This window comes from Streptomyces yaizuensis (genome assembly GCF_034961445.1).
GTDB classification, from domain to species: domain Bacteria; phylum Actinomycetota; class Actinomycetes; order Streptomycetales; family Streptomycetaceae; genus Streptomyces; species Streptomyces yaizuensis.
In genome coordinates, this window is record NZ_LC735414.1 from 37,337 (window position 1) to 56,276 (window position 18,940).

Here is an 18,940-nt window from a genome sequence, read left to right on the forward strand (position 1 = left end):
CTTTGGCGTACCGACGTCCCCCCCGAACGGTCACATGCCCGACTCCGGGGCGTTCGGTGGCCCCCGCATACTTCCCCTCCCGTGGGGTCTGTTCGGCCGCCCACGGGCCTCCTGCACGGCCTGCACGCTCCCTGGTCAGCGGCGGGCCGGACCGGGCCGCCGTAGCATGAGCAGGCTGGACATATCGTCACAAGTTTTCCGGGGGTGCCGGGATGACCACGGTGCCCGACCAGCTGGCCGACGGGTTGAGTGACGGCGAGCTGTTCACCGAGTACCACCGGGCCTTGGCGGAGAGCGCCGAGGCGCTGAAGCGGGATCCGGCGACGATGGCGTACGGCCTCGACCCGGCGTACGTCCGGCGGCCGCACCTCGATCTGATCTCGCGGACGATGGTGCGGGCCCGGCGGCGCGAGGTCCGGAAGATCCTGATCACGACGCCGCCCCAGGTCGGGAAGTCCGTCACGGCGGCGGTGTGGACGCCGTTCTGGTGGATGGCCAACGAGCCGGCGACGAAGGTGATCGTCTCCTCGTACGGGTCGCTGCTCGCGATCCAGCGCGGCCGGGCGGTGCGGAAGCTGGTCCTGGAGCACGGCGCCGAGTTCGGGCTGAGGCTGGATGCCGGCTCCACGGCGGCCCATGACTGGTCGCTGGAGAGCGGCGGCGGGATGCGGACCGTCGGGATCGGCGGGTCGATCACCGGCCACAGCGCGGACCTGTTGATCATCGATGACCCGGTGAAGTCCCGGGCGGAGGCCGACAGCGTGACGTTCCGGGATGCCACGGACAGCGCGTACCGGGACGATCTGGCGTCCCGTCTCGCACCGGACGGCGTGACGGTGCTGATCATGACCCGCTGGCATGAGGACGATGTCGCCGGCCGGCTCCTGGAGCGGGAGGGGCGGGCGGAGGACGGCGGGGAGTGGACCGTCATCCATCTGCCGGCGGTCTGCGATCTGACGATCCAGCACGGTCCGGACCCGCTCGGCCGCAGCCATGGCGATCCGCTGCCGCACCCTCGGATCCCGGTGGACGACCGCGAGGCCTTGGAGCGGCACTGGGCGGACCGGAAGGTGACGGCCAGGGCCCGGGGCTGGGGGGCGCTCTACCAGGGTGATCCGAAGCCAGTCGAGGGTGCGCTGCTGACGGACGAGATGGTGCGGCAACGTACGCATCTGACCGGGCTGCCCGAGGTGATGAAGGCGGCCGTCGCGGTCGACCCGGGCGGCGGCGGCCGCGACACCGTGGGCATCGTCGGCGGGTTCCTGGGGACGGACCGGCGGCTGTACTGGACGCACGACCGTACGGCGGTGATGCCGTCGACGCAGTGGCCGCGCGAGGTGTGCCGTCTGGCGGCGGAGATCGGCGCGGACCGGGTCGTGATGGAGGCGAACTTCGGCGGCGACATGACCAAGACGCTGGTGCGGACGGCGTGGGTGGCGCTCTTGCAGGAGTGGGAGGAGGAGCACGCCGGCACTCCGGAGGCGGAGCGGAATCCGTACGACCGGCTGCCCCCGCGGATCGAGCTGGTGCGGGCGAAGGTGGGGAAGCTCCTGCGGGCGGACCCGATCGCGCAGCAGGTCGCTGAGGACCGGGCGCGGTTCGGTGCGGTGCTGACGAATCTGGAGGGCCGGTGGACGACGTGGCAGCCGGCCGATCCGGATTCGCCCGGTGAGCTGGATGCGGCGGTGTACCTGGCGTACGAGCTGTTGCCGGTGCCGGGGATGGACGAGGTGATGTCGCGGGTGAAGCGGCGGCCGGTGCGGGTGGAGGATGTGCGGCCGTCCGGGTGGGCGGCTCAGCGCATCGACTAGGGCCGGTTGGTGTTTCTAGCATGACGCTATGACTTTTCCGATCACGCCGGGACTTGGCCGCAGCCGCCCGTCGCTCCGTCCCTGTCCAGAGCTTCCTGGGTGGGAGGTGCTTTACGACGACTCCGTGCACAAGCGGTACGGATACGTCTACCTGCGGCACCGTGATGTGAGCGCGACCGCGATGTTCTGCACGGTCCACAAGCGGGCTCTGGTACTGAACCATCCGAAGGAGGATCTTGCGCTCCGGCAGGAAGGCAGCTGGTGTGCGTGGTGTGTGAGAGCAGCCGCAGCGGCCTGATAGGTGCGAGGGCGGGCTGATCCGGTTCACTGACCCAGCGGTGCCCGTCCCCTCCGGTCCATGCTCCGGGGGAACTGCGGTCCTGGTGGTCCGCGAGACCGCATCAGGTGTGCTGCGGGGGGAAGTTGTGCGGCCTGCGCGCACAACTCGGGGACACGGTGGGTACGAACGGTGGGACTCGTGGTGCTCAGCCACAGAAAGTCAGCCGAAGCGATGCGCGCAGGCGGTATACGGGGTACGGAGGTACCTCAGCCGCCCACGGATATCGGCCACGCCAATTCGGTGACATCCCCTCAGCCCCGATGGCGGCGCACATCTTGTGCGGACCCTGGGCGCGCGGAGCCCACTGGCAGCTGGGCCGGTATGGCGAGTGTGGGGCAGTTCCTCTTAGGAAGATAGGGGCAGCGCTGTGACCTGCGGAAATGCGTGAGTGTTGTGCGCCTGGTGCGCACAACTGAGGGGCCCTGGACCCCTGGAAGTTGTGCGCGTAGCCGCACAACACGACCAGAACAAGTTGATCATGGTCGCGCCCTTCCAGAACCAGTCAAAAGTTCACTCGTTTGGTATATTGTGAGCAGCACGGCAAGCTAAAGGAGCAGGTCAGGTGGCACAAGCACGGCGCAGCTCTGCCGGTCCCGCGCACAACTTGGTGCGGCAGCGGCCCAGACTGGTTCCCCTGCCGCCGTCCACCGCACCTGCGGCTCCCGATCCGGCTCGGCAGACCGCGTTCCTGCTGAAGTCCCTGGAGAAGATCGCCGAGCGCGGCGGGATCATCCAGGCCGACCCGGTACCAAGGGCATACGCGTTCCCGTCGAAGCGGCACATCACCTTCGACGCCGACATCCACGACAACCTGTGGCGCTTCGGGCTGACGCCGATCGCGTCGGCGCTGCTGGGGCACATGGCCGCAGGGCACGACAAGGACGGCGTGCTCGTGACGACGCAGAGCGCGCTGGCGCAGCACTTCGAGTGTCATCACACGCGAATCAACCGTGCGTTCAAGCTGCTGGACCGGCACAATTTCGCCTGGAAGGAGCGTCAGGGCCGGTACCAGATCAACCCGCAGTACGCCTACCGCTGGGGCAGCCGGAAGCACCGGGCGCTCATCGAGCGGATGGGTACGACGCTCAAGACGCGGACCATCGCCATCCCGAAGCCAGAGACGAGGACACGATGACTCTTCCCGAGAACACGGTGGGCGTCGCCGTCGTCCACAACCCGGCGATCTGGGAGCAGCTTCCGAACGCGCGCCTGAGGGGCACCGCCCGGGATGTGTTCGACGTGCTGACCGCCCGCCAGGAGCCCGGAGGCCACGTCCGTATCTACCAGGGGGACATCGCGGAGCGCCTGAACATCACCAAGGGCGCGGTGTCGCGGGCGATGAGTGATCTGAGGGATCTGGGGCTCATTCATCCGAGGACCAAGCAGGGCTACGTCCTGATCCACCCGCTGTTCGCGGGGTACGAGTCCGTGGCGCACATGGTGAACCACCTTGACGACCCGGCGACGGAGGTGTGGGCTCTGCGGTTCCCCGTCGGGGACATGCAGCGGCCCCGTCGCGCCGCCGACGCGAGGACCGGCACCGGTTCCGACCCGGACCCGGACGGTGGCGAGGGCGCTCCCGCGCCCGAGGCCCGGCCGAACCTGCGGCTGGCCGGCTGAAGACCCCTCCTCACCGCCCGAAGACAAATTGTCTTCGGGCGGTCGCCGCTTCCGGCAGGGTTCAGCACGGGAAGGCAAGGGCGCCGTCCTGGTCGGATGCGGGGAAGAGCGCGAGCCACATGTTCGGGGGCGAGGTCACCGGGGCGTCGCCGGAGACGACGAGGGCGCCGGTGCTGTGCGGCTGGTGCCACGCGATCGTGCAGTGCCGGTGCCGCAGCCACTGGGTGACGTGGTCGTTGGTGGCCTTGTCGGGGGTCCAGCCGTAGAGAACGGCGAGGGCCTGGCGCATCGCCTCCCGGTAGACGGAGTCCGCGAAGCCGACGGTGTACAGGACGCGGTGCTCGTCCCGGACCTTCGCGAGGGCGGCTTCGACGTGGTCGAGGATCGTGGTCGTCATGGGCGGAAGGAGATCACGGTTGGACCACCCACAGCACCCCTAATAGGGCAATAAGCTTTAAAGCGGACATATGCTCGTGGGGTGGACGCTCATGTGATCACGTACGCTCTCGCGCTCGGCGCGATCCTCCGCCTGTCCCGTCTGGTCGTGGACGACGACCTCACCGCGCCGGCCCGGGAGGCCCTGCACCGCCGCGTGCACTACATCGCCGCCCCCGGCCACCGCACCGCCACCTTCGTCGCCCGCCTCACCGCGTGTACCTGGTGCGTCAGTATCTGGATCTCCATCGGCGTCACCGCGGCCGCCTACTGGGCAGGCGACAGCCCCTGGTTCCGCTACCCCGCCCTCGTGCTCACCCTGTCGTGGTTCACCGGCATCATCGCCTCCTGGCTCGACAGCCCACCCCCCGTACGGCACGTCGTCCACCACACCCCCGACACCGCCTCCGTGCGGGTCATCAGCCACCTCGCGGACGTACCGGGCCAGACGGCGAGCTGACCGGCGATGGTGAGGATGCCGCCGTTCCTGCGGCACGAGCGCCCGCAGCCGGAGCTGGACGAGGAGTCCGGCGCCGTGGTCGACACCGGCCGCACCCGCATCCTGGCCTCAGCCGCCCTCGTGACACAGGACCAGGTCCACGCCGTCACCACCCGGCGCGCACCCTGGCAGCCCGAAGCCTGGGACCGCTACGACGAAGTCCCCGAGCTGCGCTCCGGCACCGACTGGCTCGCGAACGCCTGCTCCCGTGTCCGCTTCTACGCCGGCCGTATCGATGCCGACGGTTCCACCGTCCCCGAGCCCGTCACCGAAGGCGACCCGGACGCCGAACGGCTTCTCCAGCCCTTGGACGAACTGTTCAACGCGGGCGCCGGGCAGGCGGAGATGATCCGCCGCTGGGTCACCCACCTGGAGATCCCCGGCGAATCGTTTCTGGCCGGGTTCACCGATCCCCACCTCAAGGCCCGCAGATGGCTCGCCGCATCCGGCGACGAACTCCGCACCGGGATCGACGGCCGCCCCGAGATCCAGCTCCCCGAGACGATCGAGTGGGTGCCGCTGAACATCGGCTCCCCTCAGGACAAGGGCGACGCCTCCGCCCTCATCCGCCTGTGGCAGCCGCACGCCCGCCGCGCGATCGATCCGGACAGCTCGATCATCGCCCTGCGCGGCGTCCTGCGGCAGATCCTCGCCCTGTCCGCGCACATCAACGCCTCCGCTGACTCCCGCCTCGCTGGCGCCGGCCTCCTCGGGATCCCCGACGACCTGACCGTGGTCGGCGGCACGGACACCAGCGACGGCCCCAACCCGCTCTCGTCGTCGCCGCTCGTGCGCGCCCTGATGGAGAGCATGATCGCCCCGATCAAGGACCGGGGACTCGCCGGGGCCGTCGTCCCCCTGATGCTCACGGGATCCGCCGAGAGCATCGCCGCGCTGAAGCACCTCACCTTCGCCACCCCGTTCGATGAACGGGTAGGCGAGCTGCTGGAGAAAGCGATCCGCCGGCTCGCCACCGGCCTCAGCATCCCAGCCGAGATCCTGCTCGGCCTGGGCAACGGCACCTACTGGAACAGCTTCCTGATCAAGGACGAGGCCATCCAGGTCGCCGTGGCACCCCGGGTCGAGCTGCTGTGCGAAGCGCTCACCCACCACTTCTACCGGCCCATGCTCCAGCAGCTCGGCGTCGGCCAGCCCGAAGAGTGGGGCATCGGCTACGACATCACCGCCCTGTCCCAGCGCCCCGACCGGGCCCCCGAGGCGGAGAAGGCCCACACCTCCGGCGTCCTGTCGGACGCCGCCCTGCTGCGTGAGCTGGGCTTCGATGAGGAGGACATGCCCAAGGAGGAGGAGAGGAAGCGCCGCCTGCGGGAGAAGATCGCCCTGGCGAACCCCGCCCTCGCGCCGCAGATGCTCCGTCAGCTCGGCATCGACGTCGAAGACCCCGCCGCCCCGGAGGTCCCGGGGCCGCGTGCACTGGAGCCCGTCGGCCCCGGCGACGCCCCGGCGCTTCCCCCCGGGCAGAACGAGCCGGCCGAAGGCGCCGCCGACAACCCGCAGCAGGACCCGGCCACCGCCCGCCCGGTGCCCCCCGAGGAACCCTCGCTTCCCGGGCCCCGGCCCGGCCTCACCTCCGCAGCTGGGCTCCCGCCCAGCCACCACGGGGACGACGAGGTTGCCCCGGAGGCGGTACGCCTTCCCGGGCAGGCCACCGCGAGCCCCACGACCAGCGAGCCCGTGGGTGAACTTGTCCCCGCCGCGCCGGTCACCGCGGCCGCCACCGCCGCCCGAGACGACGAGTGGCAGATGCGGTTCATGGAGTTCGCCACCGTCCGCGCCCTGGAACGCTCCGGGCAGTGGCTCCTCAACTCCTACGGGCGCGGCTACCGGGGCGCCCTGCAAGAAGTCCCGCTCGCGCAGATCCACACCCACCTCAAGGCCCAGCCGAACTGGCACAACACCATGCTCGCGGGCGCCTACCGGGAACTCACCGCCCTCGCCACGGACCAGCCCTGGATGATCGACACCGTCGACCGGTACGTCCGCGCACTCCTCGCCGAAGGCGTCCCCCACCACCGCGACTACCTGCTCATGGCGCTCGAACAAACAGCCGAGGCGGCGGCCCATGCCGCGTAGCCGCGACGAGCACGACATGGAGACCGCCATCGTCAAGGCGATGACGGTCTACCTCGACGCCGCCCGCCGCGCGGTCCTCGACGGCCGCACCCCGCCCCCCGACGGCATCCTCACCGCCGCCGGCCCGCCGGACATGAGGGCCTGGCCCGGCGAGGGCCTGTGGCGGGCCACCGTCGACCGGCTCGTGAGGCCCGTCATCGAACGGATCTACCGCCGCTCCTACCGGGACACCGCCGGACACGACCCCGCCCCCGCCGACATCCAGCGCGCCGGGGACGCCGCCACGACCCGCATCACCTCCGGCGGCTGGCTCCGGAGAGTATGGGCCGCCGCACAGCAGGCCCTCACCAGCGTCTACGCCCACCAGGACGCCGAGGCCCTTCAACGCGCCGCCGTCGGCGACATCCTCACCATCGACGCCGCCGGCCGCGCCTCCCGGGACCGGTTCGCCGAGTACCGGCGCATCGTCGCCACCGCCGACCTGCCCACGCGGGTCCGCGCGGCCGCCATGCGCGAGCTGGACCGCGCCGAACACGGCACGGCCCCCCGCGAGCAGCCGTCCCTACCGCCGGACGTGCAGCGCGCACTCGAAGCCCTCGCGCGGGCCCGCGCCGCCACCGTCGAGGAACAAGGGCGGCCCTGGCGGGCGGAGGCCACCACCACGGCGGTCACCGAGACCACGAACGCCGAGTCGTCCGGCGCCTACGACGCCGGACAGACCTCGGAACAGGAAACGGGCCGCGCGGCCGCGCTCAAGAAGTGGGTGGCCGTCCTGGACGACCGCACCCGCGACGCCCACCGCGAAGCGGACGGCCAGGAAGTCGCCCTCGATGAACCGTTCACCGTCGGCGGTGAACGACTCCGCTACCCCGGAGACCCCAACGGGTCCGCCGGGAACGTCATCAACTGCCGGTGCAGCGTCAAGGTCGTCCCCGCCATCGCGGTGACGGCCGCCGTAGAGGAGAAATCCATGAGCACCACGACCGTGACGGCGGCCGTCAGCGCCGCTGCCAACCTGCCCTTCGCGCCCCGCGAGACACCCTGGGACGGCGACGCCGCCCGTACAGCGGTCCGCAAGTGGGCGACCGACGACACCGGGAAACTCGACCTGGCCAAGTACGGGCGCGCGTTCCTGTGGCACGACCCCGACGCCCCGCCCTCCAGCTACAAGATGCCGGTCGCGACCGTCATCGACGGCGAGCTGCGCGCCGTGTGGAACGGGATCACGGCGGCGGCCGCGGTCATGAACGGCGGCAGGGGCGGCACGAAGGGCCTCACCCCCGAGCAGGAGACGGCGGTCAAGACCCGCCTGACCAGCCTGTACCACAGCGCGGCGAAGGCATTTCAGGACGCGTCGATCCAGTCGCCGTGGGAGAAGACCAAGAAAGTGACCGCGAGCGCGGAGAACCCCGCAGAGCCCGAGGCAGACACCGAGGGGCCCGAGGAGGAAGCCGGGCCCGACGCGGACACTACCGCCGCCGCCGTGGTGATCCCCGCAGACACGCCGGCGCCGGAATGCCCGTGCCAGCGCCGCCCGGACACCGCGCCGCTCACCGCGGCCGCCAGCCCACCACGGGAGCGACGCTGGCGCATCCTCGTCGCGAGCGCGACCAGCCCGGTGCCGTGGCCGCCGCCACGGGCATGGTTCGACCCGCCCGAGCTGGACGGACCCCGCGCGGTCCGCGTCACGGCGGACGGCCGGATCCGCGGGCACCTCGCCGCCTGGTCCCACGACGGCATGCCGAACTGCCACGTCGGCTACGAAGGCGAATGCGTCACCCCGCCCACCAGCCCCACCGGCTACCGGTACTTCCACCAGACGACGATGGACCTGCCCGACGGGGAGCTGGACGTCGGCCTGATCACGATGGACACAGGACACGCCGCTCCCTCCCTCGCCGCCGCACCAGCGGTCGCCCACTACGACAACACCGGCACCATGGCCGCCGTGGTGCGCGCCGGCGAGGACGAGCACGGCATCTGGGTCGCCGGGGCCGTCCTCCCCGACCTGGACGAGGACGAGCGCCGGCGCCTGTCGCTGGCCAGGTTCTCCGGCGACTGGAGGACGAGAAGCGGATCCCTGGAGCTGGTCGCCGCCCTGGCGGTCAACACGCCGGGGTTCCCGCACCCGTCCCGGAACGACTTCGCGCTGATCGCGGCGGGTGCCCTGGTGCCTGCCAGCGCCGCGAGCGCGGAGTCCGCAGTCACCCCCGCCGGTCCCGAGCCGGCCGGGGGCGACTGCGGATGTGAGGGTGTCCCCGGCGGTGATGAGCGGGCCGGGGACACCCTCACGGCAGACGCGGGCCCCGACAACGGCGGCTGGCGCGACCTGCCGCCGCTTGACGAGGACACGGTGGCGCTGGTGATGGCCATCGTGGACGGCATCGGCGACGACCTGGACGAGCGGGACATCCAGGCTGCGGCCGCGCTGACCGCGTCCGGGAAGGGCATCGGCCTGCCGGACTACGTGGAGCGCACCGCCCGGCACATCAAGGAGCGGGCCGGGTTCGACAAGTCGCGGTCGATCGCCGCCGCCTGGGTGGCCGTGAAGAAGATCTGCGCGAGCGGGGACAGCACCCTGCCCGGGAAGCAGACCATCAACGCCCGGAGCCGGGCAGAAGCGTGCGCGGCCGTCGCCACGATCGGCAGCCTCGCGGTCCGCGCGAGCGCCGCAGCGGCCGAGGACGCCCCCGGCAGCGGCGGTATCGCGCCTGCTGGCGCGGAGGACGAGCCGGCAGGCACCCCGGAAGGGGATGCAGGAGACACGGAAGGAACGGTCCCGGCACAGAGTCAGGAGCAGGACCGGGACGAGACGGTGGAGGTGGTGTGAGATGTGCGGTTGCAACGGCGGCGGTCGCGGAGGACGGGTGACGGTGACCTCGGACGGCCGGTCCTACACGACCGGGCGGGATGCCGTGCGGTACGTCCACACGAACGACAACGGCTCGGCGGTGCCGTACCTGACACCTGAGGAAGCGCAGAGCGCCGTGCAGGTCGAAGGCGGGTCGTACCGGAAGGTCGACACCGAGACGGGGCGCGTCCTGGAGTAGGAAGACAAATTGTCTTCGAGCTGTCGGCGCGGACGCTGTGTCCCTCCCGGCTTACGACTGGGAGGGACACGCTACGGCGACCCTAGCGCCCGGGGGTTCTTCTGCGGGCTGTCGTCGCGGAACTCCTCGCGGGGCATGGGCGACCCGGTGGCCTTGGCCCACCAGCCGGCGCAGACCAGCGCGCCGAGGGGGAATTCCTCGCCGCCTGGGCCGGTGACGAAGCCGGCCGGGCGGTACTCGCCGCCGTAGGCGTGACCCATGCCGACGTGGCACCAGAAGGGCATGTCCTCGCCAGGGTCGCGGCCGTCCTCGCGTTCGGGGCTGCCGGGTCGGGTGGCGCAGCCGCCGCAGGCGCGTTTCGCCACGCCGGGCGGGACGGGCAGCCGGACGAGGTCTTGCTCAGGGATCCCCGCGGCATCGTCGCGGGTGATCCGCCCGGCGCCTGCGCAGTGCAGGCAGCGGCCGACGGAATCGCCCATGTCGCCGTCGTCGCAGTAGGGGCACCGGTACGCGTAGATCGTGACGGTCACGCGGGCAGCGTAGCCCCGTACCGCATCGCCCCCGAACTCCCGAAATCTCTGTTATACGATTTTTGTACCTCTGATGGCTGGTGGGCCTGGAGCCCTGGTTCCTCCTGCCCCCCGAAAGGCCACCAGAGCCGTGAACCTGGAAGAACTGCTTGCCCGGCTCCGTGAGATCACCGGAGACGACGCACCCACCCAGCGGCAGGCCCTGATCTCCGCAGCGGTCACCGCCGAAGACATCGACCTCGCCCAGCTCGCCGACCAGGTCCGCGAGAAGTCCAGCGCGGTCACCATTGATGACGACGAAGAGATCACGGATGAGCAGGTCGCGTTCCTGTCGACCCTCGCCGAGGTCTCCGAAGGCATCAACACCGAGGTGCAGCAGATTGAGGCCGAGCGCGCCGCCGAGGCCCGCAAGGCGACCGCCACCGCCCTCGCCGAGAAGATCAGCGGCACCCGCACCGTCACCCCCGAACCGGCCCCCGCGACCGTCCCGGCCCAGACCGGCGACCCGGGCGACCCCGGCGACAGCAGCACAGCCGTCGTCACCGCCGGCGGGAAGCGCGCCACCCCCCTCGGCGGACTCCGCCGCGCGTCCCGGCACGCCACCGAACCGATCCAGCCCACCCGCGTCGAGCGCGCCGCCGAACGCTACACCATGGTCGCCTCCTCCGACGGGCCCGGCGTGTTCTCCGGCCAGGAGATCCCCTCCATGGCCGTCCTCGCGTCCGTCGCCGCCAGCAAGGTCCAGTCCCTCCAGCGCCTCGGCAACGCCACCGGCCGCTCCGGGATCGCGACCTTCAACCGGCACGTCGACCCCACCCTCCTCATCGAGGAGCAGATGCGGGACTTCCACAAGCTGGAAGAGGCCGCGAACGAACGGCTGCTCCCCGGCGGATCCCTGATCGCCGCGCTGGAGAACAAGCACACCTCGCTCGTCGCGGCCGGCAACGCCAACGGCCTCGGCCAGACCGCGTCCCTCGCCGCAGCCGCCCACGGCTACGCCTGGTGCTCGCCGATGGAGATCATCAACCAGCTCTGTCCGCTGGAAGCGACCCTCGACGGCATGCTCGACCTGCCGACGATCACGACCACCAAGGGCGGCGTGATGTGGCCGGCGACCGCGGACTACGCGGACGTGTTCGCCGACACCCCGTTCTGCTTCTCCCACGAGGACATGAACAAGGCGGACTTCGTCAAGCCCTGCGTGGAGATCCCGTGCCGCGAGGGCTGGGACCAGTGCGTCCTGGAAGCCTGCTCGTTCTGCATCATCGACAACATCCTCCTGTCCCGCGTCGATGACTCCCAGATCCAGCGCGGTATCGCCCAGGGCCTCAACATCTACCGGCGCGGCCTGAACGCGAAGCGGATCAAGCGCGTCGTGGACATCACCAAGGGCGAGTCCGGCGGCTTCATCAACGTCAGCAAGGACGACTTCGACCTCCACGGCCCCGGCCTCCTTGAGGCCCTGCTGTCGTACCTCTCCCTCCAGGTCCAGCACCTGCGGGCGAAGAAGCGCCTGTCCACGACCACCACCTTCGAGGGCATCGCCCCGATGTGGCTGCGCGACGTCCTGCGCGTCGACCTGTCGAAGAAGCTCGGCATCCAGAACCGCTGGTCCGTCACCGACGCCGACGTCGACCGCCTCTTCGCCTCCCGCGGCATCCGCCTCCAGTACGTGTGGGAGTGGCAGGACGCCGGAGTCGACCCCACCCACCCCATCGGCGGCAACCTCAACCCGAAGCAGTGGCCCAACACGGTCCAGATCCTGCTCTACCAGTCCGGCGCCTTCCAGGCCATCCAGGGCCCGTCCGTGCAGCTCGACGCCGTCTACGACCGGGAGAACCTCCAGAAGAACAAGAGGGTCCGCATGTTCCTGGAGGACATGTGGTGCCTCATCTCCCGCTGCGGGCTGAAGTACCTGTTCGAGTTCCCGCTCTGCCCCAACGGCCAGTCCGGCAGCCACGAAAAGATCGAGTGCAAGGAAACCCCGCCGGTCGTCCCGCCCCCCGTGGCCGTGACCACGCTGACCGCCGACAACCCGGCCCCCACCGCCGACACGGTCACCCTGAAGTGGGAGTGGGCCAAGGGCAGCGGCGGCGCCGCCACCGGCTTCGAAGTCCAGTACCGGACCGGCAGCGGCCAGTGGTCCACCGCCGAGACCGTCCCCGCCGGCACCAGCCCCTACACCAAGGCGGTCAGCGGCCTCCAGGCCGAGACGCCGTACGAGTTCCGGGTCACCGCCGTCGGCGCCGGAGGGTCGGCGACCCCCGTCACCGCGAACGCCACCACCGCCGCCGCCAGCGGGCTCCTCGCCAGCGGCGACACCGCCAAGAGGACCAGCAAGTAACGGCCTCCCGCCGCCCACCCCGCGCGGGGTGGGCGGCGCCTACCGGCTGTGGAGGCCGCGCCCATGACCACACCTGCGCCGTACGTGCCGCGCCACCAGGTGCCCCCGCCTGTCGTCGCGCCGCGCCGCTACACCCTGATCGGCGCCATCCCCGAAGTCCCCGGCGACCCCGAAGGCCGCTGGGAGAGAGGCATCGAGTACTGGTCGGAGGCGTGCAACCTCAAGACCGGCTACGTCGACGGCTGGTGCCCGCCCATCGGCGAGGACGGCCAGCCCACTGACTGGGACAAGCCCATCGAGCCGTTCGAGCCCGTACGCGTCGAAGCCGCCCCGTTCACCATCGTCTCCGGTATCGACTGCCGCACCCCGGTGTTCCCCAGCGAGACGAAGGCGATCGAGGCCCTCACCCGCGGCGAAGACCTCCAGGTCGAGCGCCGTTTCTGGGACCAGCAGATCACCCGCCCCGACCTGGTCGAACTCAAGGCCGGTGAGACCGTCGGCCTGGACGACGCCGTAGCCCTCCTGGAGGCCGTCGCCTCCCAGCGGTACGCGGGGCTGATCTACCTACACGTCCCCGTCCAGGCCCTCACCTACATGCGGGAACTGGAGATCGCCGAACGCGACGGGCCCGTGTGGCGGACACCGTACGGGTCCGTCGTCATCCCCGGCTCCGGCTACGTCGACCAGCGCGGCCCCGGCGACAGGCCGCCCCCGGCAGCCGGCTGGTGGGTCCTGGCCACCGGCCAGCCGATCCTGCGCCGCACCCCGGTGTTCGCGCACGAAGCCTTCGACCCGTCGACCAACCGGCGCGGCGCCATCGCCGAGCGGACCTACGTCATCTCCGCCGACTGCATCGCCCTCGCCGTCCAGGTCGACCCGTGCGGCTGCACCCCCACCACCCCGAGCGGCCAAGCCGCCGGATAGAGAGGAGTAGGCGGATGGCTGCGATCTGCCCCACGGTCGTGGAAGGCGACCGGATCAGACTCACCCGCGTCGACGGCTGCGGCCGGCCCGTGTACGGGCCGTGCAACAGCGTCATCACCGACGGCATCGTGTCGATCACCCTCACCCCCGAGGTCGAAGAGGGCCAGGAGCGCAACCTCCGCAACTTCGCCGGCCGTCAGTGCCTCGCCCGCGCGGGCTGCGACACGGTGAAGTGGTGGACCGTCGAGATCGTCTGGTGCAGCATCAACTTCGCCGCGTTCGGCATGATCAACCCCACCTACCGGATCCGCCGCAACGATGAAGGCGACCCCATCGGCGTCTACGTCTCGAACAAGGTCGACTGCTCAACCGGCTACGCGGTCGAGATCTGGGCCCAGGTCGACGGCGCCGGGGACGCCTGCACCGGCGAGGAGGCCCAGGGTCAGTGGGTGTACTTCCCCGTGCCCTGGATCGCCGGGGGCACCCCCGGCCCGATCGCTATCGGCGGTGAGGACTCCGTCACCTTCACCACCACCGGCCGGACCCGCAACGGCGCCAAGTGGGGCAGGGGACCGTACGACGTCGAGCTGATCGACGGCCGCCCCTCCCCGCTCGGCGAGGCCCTGGACCCCGAGGAGCCCTTCGGCTACATCGTCACCACGCTCGCCCCGCCGGAGATGGACTGCCAGTGCCAGGACGTCCCCCGCCCGGTTCCCGACCCCGCCGACCTGGTCGTGGAGGGCCTGACCACGGAGGAACCCCGCAACACCGTCCGCCTGCGCCCCGACAACCACGGCCTCGGGCCGGTCACCGTCGACTGGGGCGACGAAACCCCCGTGCAGGAAGTCGCCGACCTGCGCACCGTCGAGCACAAGTACACGACCCCGGGCGAGAAGACCATCAAGGTGTGCGACAAGCAGGACACCGCCGTGTGCACGGAGAAGAAGGTCACCATCCCGCTCCCCAGCGACAACCCGAAGGTGGAAGTGACCGGCGCCGGGACGACCGAGTTCCCGAACCGGGTCTCCGCGAAGGTCACCCTGCCTGGCCAGTCGACCGGCAAGGCCCTGGTCAACTGGGGCGACGGCACACCGGAGCAGGAAGTCACCGTCGGCGAGGACGGCACCGTGTCCACCGTGCACGACTACCGCAACCCGGGCCGGTACACCGTCACCGTCAAGCGCGCCGACAAGTCCGCCTACCGGGACCGGGAGGTCATCACTGTCCCCATGACGACGGAGAACAAGCCCGCAGCCCCAAAAGCCTGAAGGCCACCGCGATCCGCCTACCGCAGGAGGACTGAAGCCGTGGCCATCCAGTACGACGACGGCAGTAAGGACGCCCAGGCCGTCCCGTTCGTGAAGAGCACGCTCTCGTGCCGGACCGACCGGCCCGCCGGGCCGGTCCGCGTCCGGAAGCACGCCGCAGACGGCACCATCTCCGACCGGGCGCAGGTGAAGCAGTGAGCAGGCCGAACTGCTGCCGGCCGTGGCCCGTGGACACCGAGTGCTGTACGGACTGGCCCGGCCCGGACGCCCCCGAGGAGCAGCGGAAGAAGGCGGAGAAGGCGCTGGTGATCGCGTCGGAGCGGCTGCGGAAGCTCACCGCCAGCGCCTGGGGGCTGTGCGAGGTGGTGGTGCGGCCGTGCCGGACGCCGTGCTCCCCGTACGAGCCGTACGTGCCCTGGGAGGCCCGGGGGTTGTACGGCAACAGCTCGGGGCCGCTGGATCCGTTCGTGTGGCAGGGCCAGGTGCGGAACCGGATGTGCGGCTGCGCGGAGGAATGCTCGTGCGGCCCGGTGTGCCGCACGACGCTTCCGGGTCCGGTCGCCGAGGTGCTGGCGGTGAAGGTCGACGGGATCAAGCTGGACCCGGCCGCGTACCGGGTGACGTCGCCGCCGGACAACTGGCTCGTGCGCGTCGACGGTGGCCCGTGCTGGCCGGAGTGCCAGGACATGATGCTGGACGACGACGAGCCGGGCACGTTCAGCGTCCGCTACCTCCTCGGCCGGGACCCGGCCGAGGACTACGACGCGATCCACGCGGTCAGCGTCCTGGCGTGCGAGCTGTACCGAAACCTGTGCGGGCAGAAGTGCCGGATCGGCGGCCGGGTCCGCAGCATCCAGCGGGACGGCATCAGCTACGACCTGGTCGACAGCTGGCCGAGGAAGGGCACCGGGCTGGACGAGGTGGACGACTGGCTGTCGCTGGTCAACCCCACCGGCCGGCTGTCGCGGCCCGCCGTCTACACGCCGGACCTGCCGCAGCACCGGTTCTGGGACTGCGGGAGCTGAAAGGGATGTCGTTCGGAGCGAGGCAGGAACCCGGGCCGGAGGACGGAAGACAAATTGTCTTTGGCCCCGGCGAGGACGCGACCGAGGGTCTGTTCATGGGCGCGCGGGCCCCGGCACGGTCCGGGGACCCGGTCATGGAGGAGATCATGGCCGGGCTCGCGACCTGCGTGTGCACGACCCTCGCACAGGCGGGACGGCCCGCGTGCTGCTGCATGTGGTACCGCGGCCAGTCCCGGCCGCCGATGGACGCCTGCCACTGCGACTGCGACGACGGCGGCCAAGGCGTGGCGTGGGTGCGGATGCTGAACATGGAGAACACCGCCATGACGGGCACGAACCCCCGGATCTCCGGGTTCCGGGCGGACTGCGCGATCCCGGCTCCCCGCTGGCGGATCACTGTGGAGGTGGGGGTCTACCGGTGCATCGACCCCGGGGACCCGCAGAGCGGGCCGGACTGCCAGCAGCGCACCAACGAGGCCGCCAACGGGCACTGGGACGACCTGCTGCTCCGGCAGGCCGTCGAGTGCTGCCCGGCGATCGACAACCGGCGCCCGGTGTGGATCCGGACCGACCCCGTCGGCCCGCAGGGCGGTTGCGCCGGGTCGATCGTCGCGCTGTGGCTGGACTACGCCAAGAGCAAGACGCCCTGACGCGACGGCGTGGCTTCCGCCCCCAGGGTGCTGCGGCCTGTACCGTGCCGACCGGCTGGACACGCACAGCCGTTCGCCGCCGACCCGCGCCCACGCCGCCGAGGTCGGCCGTGGCCAAGGTCCTGCGGGGCCCGTGCCCTGCCGTGCATCGATCCGGCGGGGCGTGGGCCCGCCTCGGAGCCGATGATGCCAAGGAACCAGCCGACCGCCGCCCAGCGCGCCCGCGAAGCCCAGGCTGTCACGGGCGGGCCGTACACAAAGCTGCTGCGGGCCGCCACGACCGCGCCGACCGCCGGGGAGACCTGGTGTCCGGACTGCCGTTACGCCTTCCTCCTGCACCGGGAGGGCTGCCCGGCCCCGGCGGTGTTCCGCCTCTTCGACCTGGACTTCGACGGCCCTTACTGGGGAGGCGGACTGCACTCCCACGGCGTGGAGGTGTGGGTGACCGCCCGCGCCGACGGGGGACGGGGTCCGTGGCTTCACCCCGGCATGGCGCTCGGAGGCGCGGATGCTCTCAAAGGCGCGCTGCGCCTAGAGGCCGATGGGGAGACCCCGGACCTGGGCCATCTGAACGCCGTCCTCCGCCGGGCGTTCCCCGGTGCTGCGGAGGGTCCGTTCGCCCTGAACCGGTACGCCGACATGGACACCGCTCCGCCGATGCTGGCCAGGGCCTTGTGGACGCTGGATTGCGACGGGGACTGCGCCGGGTACGACCCGGCCTGGTGACCTGAGGGCGGGGTCTGTCCGACAGGATGATGAGCCCATGGCTGGTTTCACGTGGAACGAGCAGGAAGTCCAGTTCGTCCTTTACGGGGCGGAGGGGCCTGTGGTGCGCTTCGTGGAGCGGCTGACCGGCCGGACCCGGGACGCCTGCGAGTCCTTGTGTCCGAAGAGGACCGGGCAGACCTCGCGCTCTTTCCGGACCGAGGTGCGGGTAGAAGGGCAGACCGTCACTGGCCGGGTCTGGTCGGAGGACCCCGTCGTCCGCTGGCTTGAGGAGGGCACAGGGATCTTCGGACCGACCGGCCGGCGGATCTTCCCCGTGCGGGCCCGGGTGCTGCGCTGGGAGGACCGGGGGCAGGTCTTCTACGCGCCGAGTGTCGCCGGGATGCGGGCGCAGCCGTTCATGAAGCGGGCCCTGACCGTCGGGGCCCGCCCGTTCCCCGTCCGGGACGGCCGGTAGGCTCGGGCCCGCTCCGCCGATCCGCAGGGGCGGCAGCACTCCCGCTGTAGCCGCAGCTCTCCCGCCCGGCCTCTATCCCCCGATAGCCGATCGGATCGTATGTAAATACGGATACGCGGACATAGTGGTCGTATGGCTACCGTAGTGAGCACGGCGGACTACACCCAGAAGATCGCCGAGGACATCCCCGCCCGGATCGGCTCGGTCTCCATGACCGCACGCTGCCCGAAGGATGTCGTCTGGAACGAGCTGGCCAAGCGGCACGAGGCCGGCGACACCAGCGGCTCGGAGAGCATGCTGATGTACCTGTCCGCCGCGATCTTCGGCACGGACAACGGCGAGAAGATCCGGGCCATGCTCGACGACCCGGACAACCGAGAGGTCACCTACACCTCGCTCGGCGGCGTCATCGGCTACCTCGTGGAGAAGTGGGGCCCCGAGGCGCAGGCCCACTTTGAGGCCCTCCAGGCCGGGACCGGGAACCGGCAGGCCCGCCGGCTCGCGGCGAAGAAGACCACCGCGAAGAAGACGGCCGCCAAGCAGGTGCCCCGGAAGCGCGCGGCGGCTTCGCGGCGGTGACCGCCGCCGACCCGGGCCCGGACGATGTGGGGTTCGGGCCTCCCGTGGTGGTCGACCTGGACGTGGACCTGGACGGCGAGCCCCTGCGGATCAGCCTGCCCCAGCCCGACGGCATGGCCGCGTGCGAGTGGGCCGTGTGGGACGACTTCCTCGCCCTGTTCCCCGGCGCTCTGCCGCCTGACCAGTACGCCTACTGGCGCGAGCGGATGCGGGACCCCTCCGACCCGCTGACCGTCGGGGCGCTGCAAGTGATCGCCTACCGGGTGGCCGAGCGGGTGTACGGGGTGCCGTGGTGGGCGGCCCACCGGCTCACGCTGCGGGCGGCGGCGTCGTGGTGGCAGTTTGAGGCGTGGTCCGTGACGGTCGGGTTCGATCCCCGGGTTCCGGGTACGGGCGCGGCGCGGATCGTGGGGGCGTGCTGGGCGTTCGTGTCGGCGGGGCTGGCGGCGGAGGAGGTGCAGCTCCTGCACCGGGAGCTGTGGGAGCCGCCGGCGGGGCCGATCGGGCATGAGGCCCGGCTTGCGCGGGGGCAGGAGATGTTGAACCGCCTCATGGGGGACAAAAAGTCATAATAGGGATGAGCTTGCT

Annotated in this window: 19 protein-coding genes; 17 read left to right on the forward strand and 2 right to left on the reverse strand. The window is 71.0% G+C overall.

The genetic code is table 11. The annotated features are described in order from the left end of the window. Positions 1 to 212: 212 nt before the first annotated feature. From SYYSPA8_RS37345 to SYYSPA8_RS37355, 3 genes are all read left to right on the forward strand, one after another. Positions 213 to 1,811: a terminase large subunit domain-containing protein gene (locus tag SYYSPA8_RS37345; protein WP_323451996.1), complete on the forward strand. Its 1,599-nt coding sequence runs from the start codon at positions 213 to 215 to the stop codon at positions 1,809 to 1,811. 902 nt (positions 1,812 to 2,713) lie between these two features. Beyond that, on the forward strand, positions 2,714 to 3,286 hold the full coding sequence (locus SYYSPA8_RS37350) for a hypothetical protein (RefSeq protein WP_323451997.1): 573 nt from the start codon (positions 2,714 to 2,716) through the stop codon (positions 3,284 to 3,286). Next, positions 3,283 to 3,771, forward strand: a complete 489-nt coding sequence (locus tag SYYSPA8_RS37355; RefSeq protein ID WP_323451998.1) for a MarR family transcriptional regulator — start codon at positions 3,283 to 3,285, stop codon at positions 3,769 to 3,771. Before SYYSPA8_RS37350 ends, SYYSPA8_RS37355 begins: the two co-directional genes overlap by 4 nt. Before the next feature lie 61 nt (positions 3,772 to 3,832). On the opposite strand, the gene SYYSPA8_RS37360 is transcribed toward SYYSPA8_RS37355, so the two are convergent. Beyond that, positions 3,833 to 4,168: a hypothetical protein gene (locus SYYSPA8_RS37360; RefSeq protein WP_323451999.1), complete on the reverse strand. Its 336-nt coding sequence runs from the start codon at positions 4,166 to 4,168 to the stop codon at positions 3,833 to 3,835. 81 nt (positions 4,169 to 4,249) lie between these two features. Between SYYSPA8_RS37360 and SYYSPA8_RS37365 the strand changes: the two genes are divergently transcribed. The 4 genes from SYYSPA8_RS37365 to SYYSPA8_RS37380 are packed head-to-tail and all read left to right on the forward strand — an operon-like array spanning position 4,250 to position 9,849. Continuing rightward, positions 4,250 to 4,666, forward strand: coding sequence for a DUF1360 domain-containing protein (locus tag SYYSPA8_RS37365; RefSeq protein ID WP_323452000.1), 417 nt, complete (start codon positions 4,250 to 4,252; stop codon positions 4,664 to 4,666). A 15-nt stretch (positions 4,667 to 4,681) separates the two neighbouring features. Then, positions 4,682 to 6,799 (forward strand): hypothetical protein, encoded by a 2,118-nt coding sequence (locus SYYSPA8_RS37370; protein WP_323452001.1) that lies wholly within the window; start codon positions 4,682 to 4,684, stop codon positions 6,797 to 6,799. Continuing rightward, positions 6,789 to 9,629 (forward strand): phage minor head protein, encoded by a 2,841-nt coding sequence (locus SYYSPA8_RS37375; protein ID WP_323452002.1) that lies wholly within the window; start codon positions 6,789 to 6,791, stop codon positions 9,627 to 9,629. The genes SYYSPA8_RS37370 and SYYSPA8_RS37375 overlap by 11 nt, the downstream gene beginning before the upstream one ends. A gap of 37 nt (positions 9,630 to 9,666) precedes the next feature. Further along, the gene (locus tag SYYSPA8_RS37380; protein WP_323452003.1) at positions 9,667 to 9,849 is read left to right on the forward strand and encodes a hypothetical protein; all 183 of its coding nucleotides are present in this window, start codon (positions 9,667 to 9,669) and stop codon (positions 9,847 to 9,849) included. A 71-nt stretch (positions 9,850 to 9,920) separates the two neighbouring features. On the opposite strand, the gene SYYSPA8_RS37385 is transcribed toward SYYSPA8_RS37380, so the two are convergent. Then, positions 9,921 to 10,379 carry a hypothetical protein gene (locus SYYSPA8_RS37385; RefSeq protein ID WP_323452004.1) on the reverse strand — a complete coding sequence of 153 codons (459 nt, stop codon included), beginning with the start codon at positions 10,377 to 10,379 and terminating at the stop codon, positions 9,921 to 9,923. 130 nt (positions 10,380 to 10,509) lie between these two features. Here SYYSPA8_RS37385 and SYYSPA8_RS37390 point away from each other — a divergent pair, with 130 nt between their 5' ends. From SYYSPA8_RS37390 to SYYSPA8_RS37435, 10 genes are all read left to right on the forward strand, one after another. After that, positions 10,510 to 12,723 carry a major capsid protein gene (locus tag SYYSPA8_RS37390; protein ID WP_323452005.1) on the forward strand — a complete coding sequence of 738 codons (2,214 nt, stop codon included), beginning with the start codon at positions 10,510 to 10,512 and terminating at the stop codon, positions 12,721 to 12,723. A gap of 63 nt (positions 12,724 to 12,786) precedes the next feature. After that, on the forward strand, positions 12,787 to 13,647 hold the full coding sequence (locus SYYSPA8_RS37395) for a hypothetical protein (RefSeq protein WP_323452006.1): 861 nt from the start codon (positions 12,787 to 12,789) through the stop codon (positions 13,645 to 13,647). Positions 13,648 to 13,661: 14 nt separating this feature from the next. Further along, positions 13,662 to 14,915, forward strand: a complete 1,254-nt coding sequence (locus SYYSPA8_RS37400; protein ID WP_323452007.1) for a hypothetical protein — start codon at positions 13,662 to 13,664, stop codon at positions 14,913 to 14,915. 39 nt (positions 14,916 to 14,954) lie between these two features. Continuing rightward, positions 14,955 to 15,113: a hypothetical protein gene (locus tag SYYSPA8_RS37405; protein ID WP_323451884.1), complete on the forward strand. Its 159-nt coding sequence runs from the start codon at positions 14,955 to 14,957 to the stop codon at positions 15,111 to 15,113. Next, on the forward strand, positions 15,110 to 15,940 hold the full coding sequence (locus tag SYYSPA8_RS37410) for a hypothetical protein (protein WP_323451885.1): 831 nt from the start codon (positions 15,110 to 15,112) through the stop codon (positions 15,938 to 15,940). Before SYYSPA8_RS37405 ends, SYYSPA8_RS37410 begins: the two co-directional genes overlap by 4 nt. A 5-nt stretch (positions 15,941 to 15,945) precedes the next feature. Further along, complete coding sequence (locus SYYSPA8_RS37415; protein WP_323451886.1) at positions 15,946 to 16,590, forward strand: hypothetical protein; 645 nt, start codon at positions 15,946 to 15,948, stop codon at positions 16,588 to 16,590. Between the two features lie 186 nt (positions 16,591 to 16,776). After that, positions 16,777 to 17,316, forward strand: coding sequence for a hypothetical protein (locus SYYSPA8_RS37420; protein ID WP_323451887.1), 540 nt, complete (start codon positions 16,777 to 16,779; stop codon positions 17,314 to 17,316). A gap of 37 nt (positions 17,317 to 17,353) precedes the next feature. Next, on the forward strand, positions 17,354 to 17,773 hold the full coding sequence (locus SYYSPA8_RS37425) for an HK97 gp10 family phage protein (RefSeq protein WP_323451888.1): 420 nt from the start codon (positions 17,354 to 17,356) through the stop codon (positions 17,771 to 17,773). 132 nt (positions 17,774 to 17,905) lie between these two features. Further along, a complete protein-coding gene (locus SYYSPA8_RS37430) occupies positions 17,906 to 18,352 on the forward strand; it encodes a hypothetical protein (RefSeq protein WP_323451889.1) in 447 nt (148 codons plus the stop codon). Further along, entirely contained in the window at positions 18,349 to 18,924 is a 576-nt protein-coding gene (locus SYYSPA8_RS37435) for a hypothetical protein (RefSeq protein WP_323451890.1), read from the forward strand. The genes SYYSPA8_RS37430 and SYYSPA8_RS37435 overlap by 4 nt, the downstream gene beginning before the upstream one ends. Positions 18,925 to 18,940 lie beyond the last annotated feature (16 nt).

Coding starts and splice junctions, on each gene's coding strand:
- SYYSPA8_RS37345 (WP_323451996.1), top strand. CDS start 213: ATGACCACGGTGCCCGACCAGCTGGCCGACGGGTTGAGTGACGGCGAG.
- SYYSPA8_RS37355 (WP_323451998.1), top strand. CDS start 3,283: ATGACTCTTCCCGAGAACACGGTGGGCGTCGCCGTCGTCCACAACCCG.
- SYYSPA8_RS37360 (WP_323451999.1), bottom strand. CDS start 4,168: ATGACGACCACGATCCTCGACCACGTCGAAGCCGCCCTCGCGAAGGTC.
- SYYSPA8_RS37370 (WP_323452001.1), top strand. CDS start 4,682: ATGCCGCCGTTCCTGCGGCACGAGCGCCCGCAGCCGGAGCTGGACGAG.
- SYYSPA8_RS37375 (WP_323452002.1), top strand. CDS start 6,789: ATGCCGCGTAGCCGCGACGAGCACGACATGGAGACCGCCATCGTCAAG.
- SYYSPA8_RS37395 (WP_323452006.1), top strand. CDS start 12,787: ATGACCACACCTGCGCCGTACGTGCCGCGCCACCAGGTGCCCCCGCCT.
- SYYSPA8_RS37400 (WP_323452007.1), top strand. CDS start 13,662: ATGGCTGCGATCTGCCCCACGGTCGTGGAAGGCGACCGGATCAGACTC.
- SYYSPA8_RS37415 (WP_323451886.1), top strand. CDS start 15,946: ATGTCGTTCGGAGCGAGGCAGGAACCCGGGCCGGAGGACGGAAGACAA.
- SYYSPA8_RS37420 (WP_323451887.1), top strand. CDS start 16,777: ATGCCAAGGAACCAGCCGACCGCCGCCCAGCGCGCCCGCGAAGCCCAG.
- SYYSPA8_RS37425 (WP_323451888.1), top strand. CDS start 17,354: ATGGCTGGTTTCACGTGGAACGAGCAGGAAGTCCAGTTCGTCCTTTAC.
- SYYSPA8_RS37430 (WP_323451889.1), top strand. CDS start 17,906: ATGGCTACCGTAGTGAGCACGGCGGACTACACCCAGAAGATCGCCGAG.